The sequence below is a fragment of the Galbibacter sp. L-19 genome, assembly GCF_056857615.1.
In genome coordinates, this window is the sequence record NZ_JBSXNL010000032.1 from 1 (window position 1) to 16,390 (window position 16,390).

General features: G+C 33.6%; 11 protein-coding genes. 6 read left to right on the forward strand and 5 right to left on the reverse strand.

The annotated features are described in order from the left end of the window. Positions 1-227 precede the first annotated feature (227 nt). Together AC13CQ_RS02855 and AC13CQ_RS02860 are read right to left on the reverse strand one after the other, a co-directional pair. Positions 228-1,133, reverse strand: coding sequence for a hypothetical protein (locus AC13CQ_RS02855; protein WP_208611105.1), 906 nt, complete (start codon positions 1,131-1,133; stop codon positions 228-230). 92 nt (positions 1,134-1,225) lie between these two features. Continuing rightward, positions 1,226-2,440: a site-specific integrase gene (locus AC13CQ_RS02860; protein WP_076547057.1), complete on the reverse strand. Its 1,215-nt coding sequence runs from the start codon at positions 2,438-2,440 to the stop codon at positions 1,226-1,228. Positions 2,441-2,888: 448 nt separating this feature from the next. Between AC13CQ_RS02860 and AC13CQ_RS02865 the strand changes: the two genes are divergently transcribed. From AC13CQ_RS02865 to AC13CQ_RS02875, 3 genes are all read left to right on the forward strand, one after another. Beyond that, on the forward strand, positions 2,889-3,032 hold the full coding sequence (locus AC13CQ_RS02865; RefSeq protein WP_337901045.1) for a hypothetical protein: 144 nt from the start codon (positions 2,889-2,891) through the stop codon (positions 3,030-3,032). 850 nt (positions 3,033-3,882) lie between these two features. Next, on the forward strand, positions 3,883-5,391 hold the full coding sequence (locus tag AC13CQ_RS02870; protein WP_337901044.1) for a SulP family inorganic anion transporter: 1,509 nt from the start codon (positions 3,883-3,885) through the stop codon (positions 5,389-5,391). Positions 5,392-5,408: 17 nt separating this feature from the next. Beyond that, positions 5,409-5,744, forward strand: coding sequence for a TraR/DksA family transcriptional regulator (locus AC13CQ_RS02875; protein WP_337901042.1), 336 nt, complete (start codon positions 5,409-5,411; stop codon positions 5,742-5,744). 275 nt (positions 5,745-6,019) lie between these two features. Here the strand turns inward: AC13CQ_RS02875 and AC13CQ_RS02880 are convergent, their stop codons facing one another. Next, a complete protein-coding gene (locus tag AC13CQ_RS02880; RefSeq protein WP_337901041.1) occupies positions 6,020-6,367 on the reverse strand; it encodes a helix-turn-helix domain-containing protein in 348 nt (115 codons plus the stop codon). A gap of 855 nt (positions 6,368-7,222) precedes the next feature. On the opposite strand from AC13CQ_RS02880, the gene AC13CQ_RS02885 reads away from it, so the two are divergent. Genes AC13CQ_RS02885 through AC13CQ_RS02895 form a run of 3 tightly spaced genes read left to right on the forward strand, consistent with a single transcriptional unit; the run spans position 7,223 to position 14,297 of the window. Continuing rightward, a complete protein-coding gene (locus AC13CQ_RS02885; RefSeq protein ID WP_482882698.1) occupies positions 7,223-10,258 on the forward strand; it encodes a SusC/RagA family TonB-linked outer membrane protein in 3,036 nt (1,011 codons plus the stop codon). 17 nt (positions 10,259-10,275) lie between these two features. Further along, the gene (locus AC13CQ_RS02890) at positions 10,276-11,703 is read left to right on the forward strand and encodes a RagB/SusD family nutrient uptake outer membrane protein (RefSeq protein WP_337901038.1); all 1,428 of its coding nucleotides are present in this window, start codon (positions 10,276-10,278) and stop codon (positions 11,701-11,703) included. Further along, complete coding sequence (locus AC13CQ_RS02895; protein ID WP_474507707.1) at positions 11,703-14,297, forward strand: alpha/beta hydrolase family protein; 2,595 nt, start codon at positions 11,703-11,705, stop codon at positions 14,295-14,297. The genes AC13CQ_RS02890 and AC13CQ_RS02895 overlap by 1 nt, the downstream gene beginning before the upstream one ends. A gap of 49 nt (positions 14,298-14,346) precedes the next feature. Here AC13CQ_RS02895 and AC13CQ_RS02900 read toward each other — a convergent pair whose 3' ends face one another. Further along, positions 14,347-14,619 (reverse strand): DUF6520 family protein, encoded by a 273-nt coding sequence (locus AC13CQ_RS02900; protein WP_337901036.1) that lies wholly within the window; start codon positions 14,617-14,619, stop codon positions 14,347-14,349. 91 nt (positions 14,620-14,710) lie between these two features. Continuing rightward, positions 14,711-16,198 (reverse strand): DoxX family protein, encoded by a 1,488-nt coding sequence (locus tag AC13CQ_RS02905; RefSeq protein WP_337901035.1) that lies wholly within the window; start codon positions 16,196-16,198, stop codon positions 14,711-14,713. Positions 16,199-16,390 lie beyond the last annotated feature (192 nt).

The following is a 16,390-nucleotide window of genomic DNA, read 5'->3' on the forward strand; positions in this document are numbered from 1 at the left end:
ACCTTTAGCATAACTAAGCTCTACAGCTTTTTGTTTAAATTCTTTGGTGTAAAAATTTCGTGCTTTTGACATTATTATTTTTTTAAAGTTTATAAATATATAAACTCCTTTCTTACTGTCCAGTCAAATATAGCAAGTCCATATTTCGTAACTTCATATTCAGACTGTTTTTTTTTCTGAAATAAGTTTTTGATTTTTTTTGTAATTATTGTTAATAGTTTCATTGATTAAAAAGGCAGTATTTCATTAGTAAATTCTTTGAAGATTTCACTTGCAACTGCTTTATCAAAAGCTTCGGCAGCAACTAAATCATATAATTTTGATTTTAATAGTTGTCCGAACGATTTTTTGTTAAGATTTGGAATATCATCTCTCAACTCGTCGAACTCGTCAAAGATTATTTGCTGGCCAAAACCTAATCCTTCTATCTTAACAAGAACTTCCTTTATAAGATTTTTTAATTCCTCATCAGAACTACTAATTTTTGAATAGTCCGTTACTTTGGCTTTTCTTGCCTGTTCAATCATATACTTTCCTTCCAAGGTTAGTTTAGCATTGACATTTCGACCATTCATACATTCAATAAATCCTCTGTTCTCTAACATTCTACCATAATCCCAATCTTCACCACTGCCATTCAATTTTACACCATTACCTTCAAGAATCCATTTTATAGAATGGTATTTTCTGTCATTGTATAGGTCATAAAGTTTAGAAAGAATAAGGTCAAGTCTGCCTTCGGTATCGAGGCTTTTGCGTTTCTCTAAATCAATTTCGTCCGCCCGCACAATGGCATCTGAAATGAATAACATTTTCAAGTAGTAGTCAAGCCCGTTGATTTCATCTTTTAGTGCTTGAATGTCATTCTTAACCCTTTGGTCAACACCTAGCTTAAAACCAGTAGAATAACCTCTTTGCGCTTTGAATTCGTTGGCGAAATTTCTATTTTCTGGTTTAAAGGATGTACTAACATAATTAATAACAGTCTTTTCCCAAGACTGTTTTTCTTCCTTTAATTCATTCAGAGAGTCTTCAGTTCTAGCTACTTTATATTTTTCAAAAAGAGCATTTCCTTCAGACTGAAACTCTTCGAGTTTCCTTTTAAATTCTTCCCATTTAACCTTTAATATCATACGCATAAAATTATGCTCGTAAAGGTATGGGAATCAGAATGGAAAATGTTAAAATTCTACTTCAAGATGTTGACAGGTGGTAAACAAATCATTTAAAAGTTGATTACACTATCTAAAGCATCATCTGTGTCTTTATGAATGAAGTTAGCTTGATAGCTAATGGTTGTTTTTAGGTCGCTATGACGGTAGAGTTTTTGAAGCATTTTAATTGGGATTTTATCCTCAGATAGATTTCCAAAGCTATGACGTGCAATATGCATAGTCACTTTCTTTTTAATTTTTGCTTTCTTGGCAACTTCAACTAAGTATTTGTTGAATTTTTTCGTAGCTGTTTTAGTTTTAGCATAGACGTCTTTAGCATCGTTAAATTCGGCTTTTTTCAACTCTGGAAAAACAAAATCTTCATCACTTTTTTTGTCTTTCCTATAACATTCTAGAATGGTTAAGGCTTTTTCAGGAATTTTAAGAGAAAGTAATTTCGAATTCTTATTCATTCTGTAATGTAATCTTTCGTCATAAATATCAGACCATCTTATTTCGAGAACATCGGCAGCTCTAATACCAGCAAAATAGAAGCTAAATAACCAAACATTACGAGCGTGGGTTTCACTCTTGGTTAAATTTTTTACGGCTTCAAAAGCTACTATATCTTTTTTATTAAGTCCTATTTTTTCAGTTTCTGGAAACTTAATCCTAATCTTATCAGAACCAAATGGATAAAGCTTTCTGTCTACTAAGTTCATTTTTATTGCTCTATTATAAATGGTTCTAATAACAACCAAATTATTTACAATTGACCTTTCTGAAAGATTAAACTGTTTCTTTAGATAGATTTTGAATTTTCTTAAGAACTGTTCGTCAATTTCGGGAAAGGTTAGTTGCTTACTTTTATTGAAGTTTATAACGTGATTCACACGGACTTTGTCCGCAGATAACTGAGCAAGCTTATTATTTTCTTCAAGTTCAAAAAGAAAATCATTCGCTACATCATAAAAAGTACTTGATTTAGGTTCGGAATATAGAGACTCTTTAATCTGATTCGCTGAATAATCCTTTTTCTCAGACTGTAAATCTATAAGCGCTCTATTGACCTCTAATAATTTTGTAGCTAATAAATTATTCAATCTTCCCGAATTAGAATTGGATTTTTTAACTCGTGATTTATTTTCATCCCAATCTTTTAAATCAACGTAATGACCTATATAATGATATGTAGATTTACGATTTTTAGTAATTCGTACTGCCAATGGATATAGCCCTTCTTTATTTACCTTTTTTCTTATTACAATTTTTGCGTTCGATGCCATACCCTTAAAATTTAGAATATAAAGATAATCATTTTTGGTACAACATAGGTACAACAAATATTGATTTTAAATGCTTTTAAATGAAATCATATAAAATTAAAATATTGCTAATCAATTGATTATAATAGTATTTAATAAATTTTGATACTAAAATCGCTGGATTCAAAATCCAGTTCTTTCGGGAGTGTGGGTTCGATTCCCACCTCGAGTACTTTTTACACATCAAATGATATTAAAACCCTGTAAAATACCTGATTTTACAGGGTTTTTTGATTTTTTCAATTCATTTAAATTCATCTGAAATCAACTAAAATGTGTATCATTCGGGTGCACTTTGGGTGTTTCCATAGGTGCGCCCGAATAGATGTTAAAATACTAAAAATCAATTATTTATGATTTTTGAATTTGGATACAACCAATTATCTTTGAAAAGAAAAAGGTGTAACCTATGCAAGATTTATTATCTATATTATTTTATATCAGAAAAAGCAAAGCTCAAGATTCAGAGCTAGGAACTATTTATTTACGTATTACTTATAGTGGTGAGCGTGCCGAATTAAGCACCTTTTTAAATTTTAAAAGAGAAGCCTAAACAGGAAAATCATTATTCAGATACGGATATAGCAGTGCATTTTCAGCAGATTTATAGGGAGGTATGGAGTTTGTTTAAATGAATATTTTAGAAAAATAGAGAGTTAGTATTTTTTCGGGAGCCTAAAATTATAAGCCTATTTTATATTTTATGAAATTATTTACTTGTAGAACAATTACCGTTTTGTGCTCCATGCTACTTTTTTTATACAGGCTCTCATAATAGTTACCGTCTTAAGTTTGATTCTTAATAAATATTACAATAGTGAAAGCAAAGAAATCTCCGGCAAACTACCTTATAAAAAATCCGAAAATATGTTGTTTTTCTACCTCTCTGTCGTTCATGGGATAACGATGCTTTACATGTAACGGGTATGATTACTGAAATCTTTTGGTCACTAAAACAAAGAAATACCTCCGTTGAAAAATTTTTCCATTCCATTTTATAAGGTTCAGCATATAAGATCAATATCTGATGATTTTATAAACTTTACAAGTTACTTATTTATAAGCTGATGTCTTACTATTAAAAGACACTAAATGAAAGGAAGCTTTCTATAAATAATAAACTTTTTTTGTGGCCTAAAAATTCCCTATGCTAAACTATTCCTTTAATAAGATTTTTTTATATAAAGTATAATCGTTCTTTGGTTGTTATAAAATCAAGTTATATCTTCGCACTCGAATGAAAAGACAAAATACCATATCGTATAACTTACCGGCAGTTACTCCGCCCTGAATTCATTCATCTACACATTTCTATATCCTATTCTAAGGAATTGATATAAAGCGTCTCACTCGGGATGCTCGTTTCACTATATTATTTTATTTATTCTACTTAAAAACTTTCCATGAAAAAGTATTTGAATCTATTTGATTTCACTCAAAAGGTGAATTACAAAACAGAAATTCTGTCTGGGCTTACAGTAGCCTTGGCTTTAGTGCCCGAAGCTGTTGCATTTGCTTTAATAGCCGGTTTATCTCCATTAGTAGGTTTATATGCCGCATTTGTTATGGGACTCGTTACTTCAATTTTTGGTGGACGTCCGGGAATGATCTCCGGTGCCACCGGAGCTGTTGCTGTGGTTATTGTAGCATTGGCTAAGTCTCATGGTGTAGAATATGTTTTTGCTACAGTCATTTTAGCAGGAATTATTCAAGTCCTTGCAGGTGTTTTAAAATTAGGAAAACTCATGCGTTTGGTTCCGCTTCCCGTGGTCTACGGTTTTGTAAATGGATTGGCCGTAATTATTTTTATGTCACAATTGGATCAATTTAAAGATCCTTCCGGTAATTGGCTTACTGGTGGGTCTTTATACATTATATTAGGCTTGGTACTATTAACCATGCTTATCATTTGGGGGCTTCCAAAACTAACTAAAGTATTTCCTGCTTCCTTAGCCGCTATTTTGGTTGTTTTTGGAATTGTGGTTTTCTTTGGTATCGAAACCAAAACTGTAGGAGATATTGCTTCTATCAAAGGTGGCTTTCCCCCTTTTCACATCCCAGAGCTTCCTTTTACATTTGATACTTTAAAGCTTATTTTTCCTTATGCTGCAATTATGGCTGGTGTAGGGTTAATTGAAAGTTTATTAACACTAGAATTAATCGATGAAATTACCGAAACCAGAGGAAGAACTAATAAAGAAGCTGCGGCACAGGGAGTGGCCAATATTGTATCTGGTTTATTTTCAGGTATGGGCGGTTGCGCTATGTTAGGGCAAAGTTTAATTAACATCTCGAATGGCGCCCGTGCAAGACTTTCGGGAATTATAGCCTCTATTGCTTTATTGATGTTCATTATGTTTGGTGCACCCATTATAGAGAAACTTCCTATGGCTGCATTAACAGGACTTATGATTATGGTTGCTGTAGGAACCTTTGAATGGGTTAGTTTTAAAATCATTAATAAATATCCTAAATCTGATATTTTTGTTGGTATGTTAGTTGCTTTAGTAACTGTCCTTCTTCATAACCTTGCCTTAGCTGTTTTAATTGGGGTTATTATCGCTGCACTAGTTTTTGCATGGGATAATGCCAAACGTATTCGTGCAAGAAAACGAATTGATGAAGATGGTGCTAAACATTACGAAATCTATGGACCTTTATTTTTTGGTTCTATTAAGTTATTCAATGATAAATTTGACGTATTGGATGATCCCAAAGAAATTATTATTGATTTTAAAGAAAGTCGTATCGTAGATATGTCTGCCGTTGAGGCCGTAAATAAGTTAACTGAACGATATCATAAAGTGAATAAAAAAGTCTATTTAAGTAATTTATCAAGCAGCAGTCATAAATTACTTCTTAAAGCAGACGATATTATCAATGTGAATGTTATTGAAAAGACTACCTCATAATATAAGAACATTGTGCCATGACAGATAAGACAGATTTCACTGAAAATGTCTTTAAAGAGATTCATAAACTGGAGGGGAAAGTGACACTTTATAGGTCATTAACCGCTCCAATATCTCCAGACAATGCCATAGGAAGAGTATCCCGAATGGATGCTATTAACAACAAAAGTGTGATGGAAGCCTCTCTCAGGGAAACTGAGAAGAGAATTGCAAAACTTCATCAATTGCTTGATCGTATAAACGATACTGATTTTGGAATCTGTATTCGATGTAAAAAGCCCATTCCGGAAAAACGACTAATGATTATCCCGGAAACTAAATTTTGTATTGAATGTAGTAAAATGGAAACTTAATGTTTTGCCGAAAATTAAATGCAACAAAAAAGAGAATACTACTGGAGGTAATCCTAACTTATTAAATTTCGTTTTCATAACATATAAAATTAAATTGATTAGTGTCTTATAAATTTAATATATATGTATATTATAACTCAAGGGTAAAATACTGAAAAACAATTACTTAAATAGAATTGATTATTGATGAGGGAAAATAAAAACCCACAACCCTATAAAATAAAAAATGCCAATCACGATAGCGATTGGCATTTCAAACATTATTAATTCATTAACTATTTAATTCTTTCTTTTAACAATTGAATAATTTCATCTTTCTCTTTAAGTCTAGCCTCATACTGCTCAATAAGTTTTTCAGATAAAGCTTGATGTATGTAATAAGCAGAATTCCCTCCTTGTTGATTATTATTGATAATAATGGCTTCACTTTTCAATAACTCCTCAGGGGAAATTTCAAATACTTCACAAATACCTTCGATATTGGCCGACCAAGAGTTGCTTTCGCCATTTTCCATACGAGCATATGCTGATTGCGATATATGTAAATAATCTGCAACCTGTTCTTGAGTTAAACCTTTAATTCTACGTAGAGATCTCAGTTTATTTCCAACTATATTATTCATGTAAAAGGATTTATTTCAAAAATAATAAAGATAGGGTAATAAAACTAAAATAGGGTAAAATTATTCTTATTATGAATAAGCAATTGCAATTAGAATTTGTAGATTGCTCTTTGAAATATTAAATTTGCGATTCTTCTGAAAGAAAATATTAGAAGCAATTGCTTTGAATCTCGCATCAAAAAACTGGTAATTTTTTAGCAAACGAGATAATAAGCAGATTTGCTCACGACCCGGGCGTGGGTTTCTCTCTTATTTGTTTGCAGGTATACCAGTACCTTTGATGCAATAAGTTGAGTTCCCACGCCCATTCGTTTTTATACATTAGGCTTTTCAACTATTCTTAGCGTTGGTTTCTTCATTTTAATTGGATTGTTGCAATTAGATAAAAGAACAGGATGAAACACCAACCAAAAAGCTTAATTATCAAGGCGCAGTATAATGTTGCGTTTACGGTGTATTTTATCCTATTTCCTAAAAAACCAAAATGTCCAATTTAGGACATTATTGTTATGGGAGTGACGATATAATTTAGGCTCAGTAGTCGCTTGCCAAAACTTATTATCAATAATAAGTGGCTAAGCGATACGGATGCCTCGGTACTTCAATACTTTTTTCTCTCATAATTAACAACTACACATGATCATGGCATCCGTCCATGTAACGAAACGATGGTTTAGACCTTAAGGCTGTTCTTGCCATAGAACCTGTCTTACCAATGATTTAATTATTGGTAATGGCTATAGGCATATCTATGCGTAAGGGTAAGCGTGAATTTCAAAAAGACCCTTTAGGAATATAGAGAAGATAAAGGGTCGATACTAGAAAACCGCAGTTTTATTACAACAACTCAAAATTATGCAAAAAAGATATATTATAAGAGATAGGTGTATACTATTATTTGCCCTGCTTATCTTTTCTATTGGAACGTATTCCTTGTTTGGGAATACTAGGGGTGTTAATTTTTTTGATTTAGCTGCTTATCAGCATCGGATTAAGGGGATGGTCACCGATTCTAACGGCATTCCCATTCAGGGAGTAAACGTAGAGATAAAAGGTTCTTCAGGTGGCACTTTTACAGATAAAAGAGGAGTTTTTTATTTGGAGGCCGCCCCTACCGATGTTTTGATATTAAGCTATATCGGATTTAAATCACTGGAAGTGGTCGTGGGGAGTTCGGTGGAATTTTCCTTGGTGCTGGAAGAAGATGTAACAGATTTGGGAGCTGTCACAGTTAATGCCGGATATTATACGGTTTCTGATAAAGAACGTACCGGGAGTATTTCAAGTATATCGGCTGCTGATATAGAAGAGCAACCGGTGACCAATGTACTAGCTACCATGCAAGGTCGTATGCCTGGGGTGTTTATAACACAAGATGGAGGGGTTCCGGGTAGTGGTTTTCAGATTCAGATACGGGGGCAGAATAGTTTACGTACAGATGCAAATGTTCCGTTGTATGTTATTGACGGGGTACCTTATTCGGCACAGTCGGTTGGATCACCAAATACTAGTACAGCAGTTTTTGGATATGTAAATCCGCTTAACAGCATAGATCCTTCCCTCATAGGTAGTATTGAAGTTTTAAAAGATGCTGATGCTACTGCTATATATGGTTCAAGAGGTGCCAACGGAGTGGTTTTAATAACTACCAAAAGAGGAAAGTCAGGCAAAACACGATTTCAATTGGGGTACTCCTATGGCACAGGAAGGGTGCATAGTTTTATGGAGCTGATGCACACCGAGCAATACATAGAAATGCGGAAAGAGGCCTTTTCAAACGATGGGATAACTCAATATCCTACAAACGCCTATGATGTAAATGGAACTTGGGATCAAGATCGTTATACAGACTGGCAAGAAGTACTTATAGGAGGAACTTCTGAATACACAGATATCAACGGATCCATATCTGGTGGAAATCAGTATACTCAATTTTCTGTTAATGGGAATTATCACAAAGAAACCACTGTTTATTCTGGAGATTTTTCTTATCATAAGACAGGTATTCAAACAAGCTTAAATCATAAGACTAAAGATGGAAAATTTGGGTTACAGTTAACAGCTTCTTATACTTTACAACAAAACCATCTCCCAGGGTATTCATTAACTTCCGAGATATTTAACCTTCCCCCTAATACACCTGCTTTATATAATGAAGATGGTAGTTTGAATTGGGAGAACAGTACATGGGTCAATCCATTAAGCGGTCTTAATATTCCATATCATTCTAATGGAAATGACTTGGTTAGTAGTGGATTATTGTCATATGAATTGTTACCTGGATTTAGCATAAAAACTAGTTTAGGATTTAGCAATACCATGTTTAACGATCAATTTGCTAGACCTTCTACCAGTTATGATCCCGCACAAGAAAGAACCAGTGAATCTTCTTTGATGCGAAAGAATTCCGTGGACAGAAAGTCTTGGATTGTAGAACCACAACTTTCTTATTCAAAGGATTTTAAAAACTTTAAAACCGAATTGTTGGTTGGAGGAACTTTTCAAAATAGAACATCCTCGCAATTAGTGTACGCTGGTTTAGGGTTTACAAGTAATAGCCTTATGGATAATATAGCTGGTGCCAATCGACAAGTCGTAAGCGTGGATGATAAAACCGAATATAGATACAATGCATTATTCGGAAGGCTAAACTTCAATCTTTTCGATAGGTATATCATAAATCTTACAGGAAGAAGAGATGGTTCTTCTCGTTTTGGCCCCGGAAATCGTTTTGCCAATTTCGGTGCCTTAGGATTAGCCTGGTTGTTTTCTGAAGAACCTTTTGTTCAAAACCATTTTTCTTTTATAAGTTTTGGAAAGTTACGCTTTAGTTATGGAACTACGGGGAGTGACCTCATTGGAGATTACCAATATTTAGATACATACTCGGTCAGCGGTAAGAATTATGCCGGTATTTCTGTATTGGAACCTTCACGTCTTTATAACCCGTCTTTTAGCTGGGAGGAAAATAAAAAAATGGAAGTAGCATTAGAAACAGGCTTTCTTAAAGATCGTTTATTTCTAACCACCTCCTATTATAGGAATCTCTCATCAAATCAATTGGTCGGAATACCACTTGCAGGCACCACGGGGTTTTCATCAATTCAAGCAAATTTAGATGCCACTGTTGAAAATAAAGGATGGGAATTCTCATTTCGTTCTGAGAATTTTAGAAATAATGACTTTTTTTGGTCGACCTCCTTTAATCTTAGTATCAATAATAATAAATTACTGTCTTTTCCCGGCTTGGAAGGTTCCACCTATACCAATAGTTATGTTATAGGTAAACCATTAAATATTAAAAAATTATACCAATATGAAGGTTTGGATACTCAAAATGGTTTATATCAATTTACTGATTTTAATTCAGACGGGGCACTTACAAGTGCAAACGACCGCGAAGTAACTGTTGATATAAATCCGCAATTTTATGGTGGCCTTGCCAATAGTATTAAGTATAAAGGATTGACATTAGATTTTCTTTTTCAGTTTGTTAAGCAACAAAATTATAGCGGACTTTATTTGATGGGGATGCCCGGGGAAATGAATAACAATTTGGTATCTGTAGAAGATCGTTGGCAACAACCCGGAGACCAAGCCAAGTACCAACCTTATTCGTCAGGAACAAATGCAGAGCTTAGATCAAGATACTTAAAGTACAGACAGAGCAATGCAATTATTAATGATGCATCCTACATCAGACTCAAGACCATTTCGTTGTCTTATAAATTACCTGATCATATTCTTAACACAGTGGAATGTAGCATCATTCTTCGCGGACAAAATCTTTTTACGATTACCGGGTATGATGGCTTTGATCCGGAATCCGGGTATATCAATACAATCCCTCCTTTAAGTGTAATGACAACAGGAATTCAACTCAACTTTTAAGCTAAAATAACATAATTATGAGATGCTATAACATAAACTATATGGTAAAAGAAATTACCATTCTTTATAAAGTCCCCTACAGAAAAAACACACTTATTTGTATTTTAATCATTATTAATTTAGCACTTTCTTCCTGCGAGGATTTTGTTGAAGTCGAACTCCCTTCTTCACAATTAAACGCTGACGATGTTTTTAATGACTCTTCTTCAGCACATGCAGCTATAACCGCAATATATACTGGTATTCGGGATGCTGGCATAATAACTGACTTGAGTTACGAATTAGGAAATTACGGCGATGAACTGGATTTTTACGGTAGTGCTCAATTGAGTGTTGACAATTATTATAAAAATACGGTTTTACCCTCTGATCCCACACTCGAGAACTGGTGGAATGGGGCATATTATCAGATTTATAGCGCTAATTCAATTTTGGAACGTGTAAAAGCTTCGAAGCAACTTTCTATAGAGGATAAAGACCAACTTCTTGGTGAGGCTTTCTTTATTCGTGCCCTCTTGCATTTTTATCTTAGTGAAATTTTTGGTGATATCCCATATATAACTACATCGGCATACGAAGATAATAGATCTGTAGGTAGAATGAACTTAAATGAGGTTAGAAAACTGATAGTTGATGATTTAATCAGGGCAGCTTTATTATTGCAAGATTATTATATTTCTAATGAAAGGGTTCGCCCTAATAAAGGAGTTGTTATGGCATTATTAGCCAGAGTATATCTATACAACGAAAATTGGAAAGAAGCTTCAAGAACTGCTTCTTATGTGATTGAGCACCATGAGCTTTATAAATTGCAAGATAATTTGGATTTAAGTTATTTAAAGGAAAGCACAGAAATCATATGGCAATTATCTCCGGGTATTGAAGGGGAAAGTTCTCGAGACGGACAAGCCTTTATTATTACTAATGCACCACCGGGGAATGTAGCTTTAACGGAAACTCTTGTAAATAGCTTTGAAGAGAATGACCTTCGAAGAAGCCACTGGATTGGAGCAGCATCAAATGATGAAAATACATGGTACTATGCATTCAAATACAAGCAGAAAGGAAAAGAAGAAAGCTCTTCAGAATACAACATTATGTTTCGTCTTGCCGAGCAATACTTGATCCGAAGTGAAGCTAGGATCAAAATTGGTGACTTGGAAGGCGCAAAAGCAGATTTGAATACGATAAGAAACAGAGCTGGTCTCCCTAATGTAGATGCTTCTAATAATGAAACACTAATAAATTTAATGATGAGCGAACGTAGGCATGAATTGTTTACCGAACTCGGGCATCGCTTCTTTGATTTACGGCGCACTGGAAAATTAGATGTGACATTATCAACCATAAAACCAGGATGGGATAGTACTGATCGCTTATTTCCCATTCCAGAAAACGAGTTGCTCTTAAACCCTAATTTACAACCTCAAAACCTAGGTTACTAATGCAGACAAAACTATATAATATTGGCTTTCATAATAATCATTGGTTGCTTTTTATGGTATGCAGTATAGCAGTAACATATTGTTATCCTCAATACTCAAAATTAAAAGATATTAAACCAGAAGATTATGATAAGTGGTACGCACCTAAAAGTTATAGAATTTCAGATGATGGTTTATGGGTAAGTTACATGCTTGATTATAATGGGCTATTGGATACTCTTGTAATCAAACAGACTAACGGTATAGTCAGGTATGATCTAAAAGCTTGTTCTCATTTAGAATTTATAGGCAAAGACTTGGCAAGTTGTCGTTATGGAAAAGATGATCTTAAAATTATAAACCTTGGAACAGGAAATAAAGAAAAATTATCTGGAGCTACCGAAATAAAACTGAGTTCAGATAAGCGATTTTTGATGATTTTCAGAAAGAATAAAAAAGAGCTTACCATAAGAGACAGGATAAAAAATAAGAGTTATAAGTTAAATGGTGCGTATAGCTTTAATTATAATTCTACATACAATCTCATATGTATTTCTATATCAGATGGACTAGAATATTCACTTCAAATCTATCATTTAGATGGTTCAGCAAAACATGAAATCTTATTGAAATCCCAACACCGGAATATATTAGAATTTCATTGGTCAAATAAAAACGATAAAATAGTCTATGCTTTGGACTCAGATACTGAGGATTCAGGGATTTTAGGTGTTTATGATTTAAAAAGCAAGAAAAAAATTCATATAGAATTAACAAATGTAAATGGGTTTCCAAATGATCATAAGATTATAAGTAAAAGGGAGTTTCCTCTAAGAATTTCCAAGGATGGAGAGAGGGTTTTCTTTTTATACACTCCTAAGAGGCTTCAGAAATATAATAATATCCCACAGGTATGGAAAGCTGATGAACCCTATATATATAATGGGATGACATACCAGATGCAGGCTTATAATACACCTAAGATTGGAGTTTTAAATATTCAAGATCAGAAAATCTTAAGTATAACAGATATAGATTTTCCTAAAGCTTTAATAAGCCCTGATGAAAAGTATGCTTTAATATATGACCCTGCAAAGTATCAACCTCAAGCCCGGATGTACCCCCCAGTAGACATATATAAAATGGATCTGAAATCAGGTAAAAGATCTGCATTTTTAAAAAAACATATAATGGACTTACAAAGTCTAAACTTTAGCCCATCAGGAAGATATGTGGTTTACTATAAAAATAGAGAATGGTGGTGCTTCGACACAAAATCTAATTTGCATATAAACTTGAATTCTAAATTTAATGCTATGAGAAAAAAGCCCCTCTTTTACCAATCTCCACACTCTTCCTATCCAAAAGGTTGGACTGAAGGAGAGAAATCTATTTTTATGCATGACGAGTTTGATGTATGGGAAGTGTTTGTTAATAATGAACATCCTAAGAAATTGACTTCCGGAAGAGAAAAGAAAATCTCTTACAGATTAGTTAACGAGCCGGAAGTAAAAGGTACTCAAAAAGAACAGATGGGTGTTTTTTTGGAGCGACAAACTTTACTGCTGTCAATGGAAAAAAACACAGAAAGAGGAGTGGCGATTTTAAAGCCTAATCATAATATGACAATTATTTCATTTGGGGAGCAGTACTTAAAGAACCTAAATATTTCCGGCGATGGAAACACAGTTACTTTCTCCGAGGAACGTTACGATCAACCACAGAAATTGATGTTATACCATATAAGATTAGATACGTTAAAGACTCTTTTTCAAAGTAATCCACATTACAAAAAATATAAGAGTGGTTTAAATCAAATGATTAGATATCGTAACCATAATGGCAAAGAATTATCAGGAATCCTCCGTTATCCTGTAGATTATAATAAAGATTCCATATACCCTATGGTAGTAAGGGTTTATGAAAAACAAAATCATTTACTTAATCAATATAAAAATCCAGGATTATATAATGGTACGGGTTATAATCTGAAAAATTTAGTTCATAAAGGATATTTTGTTTTCCTACCTGATATTGAATATAAAATTGGTGAACCTGGATATTCTGCGGCAGATTGTATCATTTCAGGAACCAATAAAGCTTTAGATATTGCATCTATTGATCCAAAAAGGATAGGACTTATTGGTCATTCTTTTGGTGCATATGAAGCTCTTTTCACCATTACACAGTCTCAATTGTTTCGAACCGCTATTGCCAGTGCTGGAGTTGCCGATTTTCCAAGAGAGTATTTGTACTTAGCAGATACATCTGTTCTAAATTTTAATATGTATGAATATTCACAATCACGTATGGGAAATTCCTTATTTGAGGATTATCAAGGGTATTTAGACAATTCTCCGTTGTATCATGCAAAATCAATCCAAACCCCTCTTCTACTATGGTGTGGTATGGAAGATTATCATGTAAATTATTATCAAAGTCTCTCTTTCCATTTAGCCTTAAAAAGAATGGGAAAGAAAAATACGCTACTTATGTACCCAGAAGAAGATCATATTATAAGTAGTCCTGAGAACCAAATGGATTTAACAAACCGGGTTGAACAATGGCTAGATCATTATTTAAAAGGAAAGCCTAAACTAGATTGGATGCCATAAAAGGTAAAAAAGAGGGTGAATTCACATCACCCTCTTCCATGAAATTAGACTATTGCTCAGGTCGGTACAACTTTATTGTACATTCACCAAATTCATTCTTTCCAAACACTTGTTCGCCACCAACGGTACAATCAATTTCCGTTTGAGTGTTTAAACACATATCTGACTCCTCACATTCGGTTTCCGAATTGTTTATTTGGAGATATCCCTGAACAAGGGCGTTCGTTTCAGCTTTTTCACTCATCGCATGAGTCGTAAAAGCTCCTCCTATGGCTACCCCTAATACAATGATAGGTAACCATTTTCTAAAATCTGTTTTCATAATTTTACAGTTTTAAAAGATTAATAATTTATAGATTACTGCAGTAACCTATACTAACATCACGTGAATTATCTTAAATATCATTATGTTCTTATAACATTTGTTTTAAATCATATCTGACCAGTTTATTTCCTGCAAAACCATAGAAGGATTTTCCTATAATAAAAAAACGTCTAACCGATTCTCCCGATTCTTTATAAACATAAAAGCTGCTTTTGTAATTGGTAGAACTTAATTCGTATACATCGATGGTTTCGGTTTGTTCCCATGTTGTATAAGACTCAAACCGTCCTTTGATTTTAGATCGAATATAAAGTAATCCATCGGAGGCAAAAGCTGAAGGATTGACCATCAAGGATGATATGAGTTTTCGCTCGTTTCGCTCATCAGTTTGGACTGTATCTATTTTAAGCTGTGCCTTCGTAATAGTATCTATAGTACTACCTCTTTGTTTTAAATTAATATGGTTATTGGCAATAGCATAACTATTACGATAGTAATATACATACACCAATTGATTAGTACTGGAATCAAAACTAAGGGTTCCATCCACATCAAAAATCCCGTCTATTTGCTTTTCTAATATTTCGGGGGATAATCTGTATGGTAAAGAATCCTTGACTTGTAATATCCCAAGACTATACATTTTCTTAAAAGGATTATAAGTTTTTATAGCTATTGAATCTCTTCCAATTGTTTGGTATTCGGAAAATTGTTTTCTACCATCTATCCGTTTGAGTACCTTCCAATTCAAAATATTTCCTTTGAGAATCCTTGATATTTGTCCATCTATCAGGTAAAAAAATGGAGGGGATACTCTTACTTGAGTAGCAATTGATGGTAAGTCCTTTTTTGATATCTTGATTGTTTTTATTTCTTTTGTATGTAGAGAAGTGTCAATAATCATAACCCTTAAAGGACTACTGTAATTTCCCAAATAGATTTTATTGTCCTTAACTCCGGCAAGATAATAGGCGTTTCCATTTAAGTCTGTTTCTGATGTCTTTGTTATCCCATGAGTATACCGTCGGATAAAGGGATTCTCAGTATAAATGATTCGCTCTGAGGTTAGAAATAACATGGTGACTGCACCAATACTTAGAAGCGTGATTACAGAAAGTAATGCGTAAGATTTATGCTTACTCTTGTTTTTATAATATCTATTTCTGTAAACAATGATGGCCAAAGAAGCTATAAAGATGAAAGATAAATTAAAAATAAGATGCGTCTTCCATCCCATTTTTTCAAGAACTCCACCACAAGAGCAGGGAATATTCGAAGCATAATTCAAAATAATATAAATGTAGGTGGTAAACATGACCATTAAGACCAATGACGTTAATAAACCTATATAACGGGTGTTTTTATTTAGAAGTAGAAAAGCCGTTAAAATTTCAGATATGGGAACAATCCACACTAGCCAACCGGCATAGACACTCAGCATTGGTGCTTGTCCAAGTTGAATTCGAAAATTTTCAAAATCCAACAGTTTAGTGAGTGCTGCATATACAAAAAGGAGTATAAACAGATAACTGATGATCTCCGTAATTAAACCTGTATGTTTTTGATACCATTTCATATCATTTGAAATTATTTGGTATTAAATGCTATAAATCAATGCACTAATGGTTCTGCCAAATAAAGGTAAATGATTATAAAAGTGGACTTTGGTGGGTTTACCTTATTTTTTTACGGTATTTCCGCATTTAACATTTTATTTAAAGGGAAAACTAGTCTTTTTAGATAAAACCTTCTTCTTTAGCCCTTTTAA

Excerpts from the sequence above, each read along its gene's own strand:
- AC13CQ_RS02905 (WP_337901035.1), bottom strand. The coding sequence starts at position 16,198 with ATGAAATGGTATCAAAAACATACAGGTTTAATTACGGAGATCATCAGT.
- AC13CQ_RS02880 (WP_337901041.1), bottom strand. The coding sequence starts at position 6,367 with ATGAATAATATAGTTGGAAATAAACTGAGATCTCTACGTAGAATTAAA.
- AC13CQ_RS02855 (WP_208611105.1), bottom strand. The coding sequence starts at position 1,133 with ATGATATTAAAGGTTAAATGGGAAGAATTTAAAAGGAAACTCGAAGAG.
- AC13CQ_RS02865 (WP_337901045.1), top strand. The coding sequence starts at position 2,889 with ATGCAAGATTTATTATCTATATTATTTTATATCAGAAAAAGCAAAGCT.
- AC13CQ_RS02895 (WP_474507707.1), top strand. The coding sequence starts at position 11,703 with ATGCAGACAAAACTATATAATATTGGCTTTCATAATAATCATTGGTTG.
- AC13CQ_RS02890 (WP_337901038.1), top strand. The coding sequence starts at position 10,276 with ATGAGATGCTATAACATAAACTATATGGTAAAAGAAATTACCATTCTT.
- AC13CQ_RS02900 (WP_337901036.1), bottom strand. The coding sequence starts at position 14,619 with ATGAAAACAGATTTTAGAAAATGGTTACCTATCATTGTATTAGGGGTA.
- AC13CQ_RS02870 (WP_337901044.1), top strand. The coding sequence starts at position 3,883 with ATGAAAAAGTATTTGAATCTATTTGATTTCACTCAAAAGGTGAATTAC.
- AC13CQ_RS02875 (WP_337901042.1), top strand. The coding sequence starts at position 5,409 with ATGACAGATAAGACAGATTTCACTGAAAATGTCTTTAAAGAGATTCAT.
- AC13CQ_RS02885 (WP_482882698.1), top strand. The coding sequence starts at position 7,223 with ATGCAAAAAAGATATATTATAAGAGATAGGTGTATACTATTATTTGCC.
- AC13CQ_RS02860 (WP_076547057.1), bottom strand. The coding sequence starts at position 2,440 with ATGGCATCGAACGCAAAAATTGTAATAAGAAAAAAGGTAAATAAAGAA.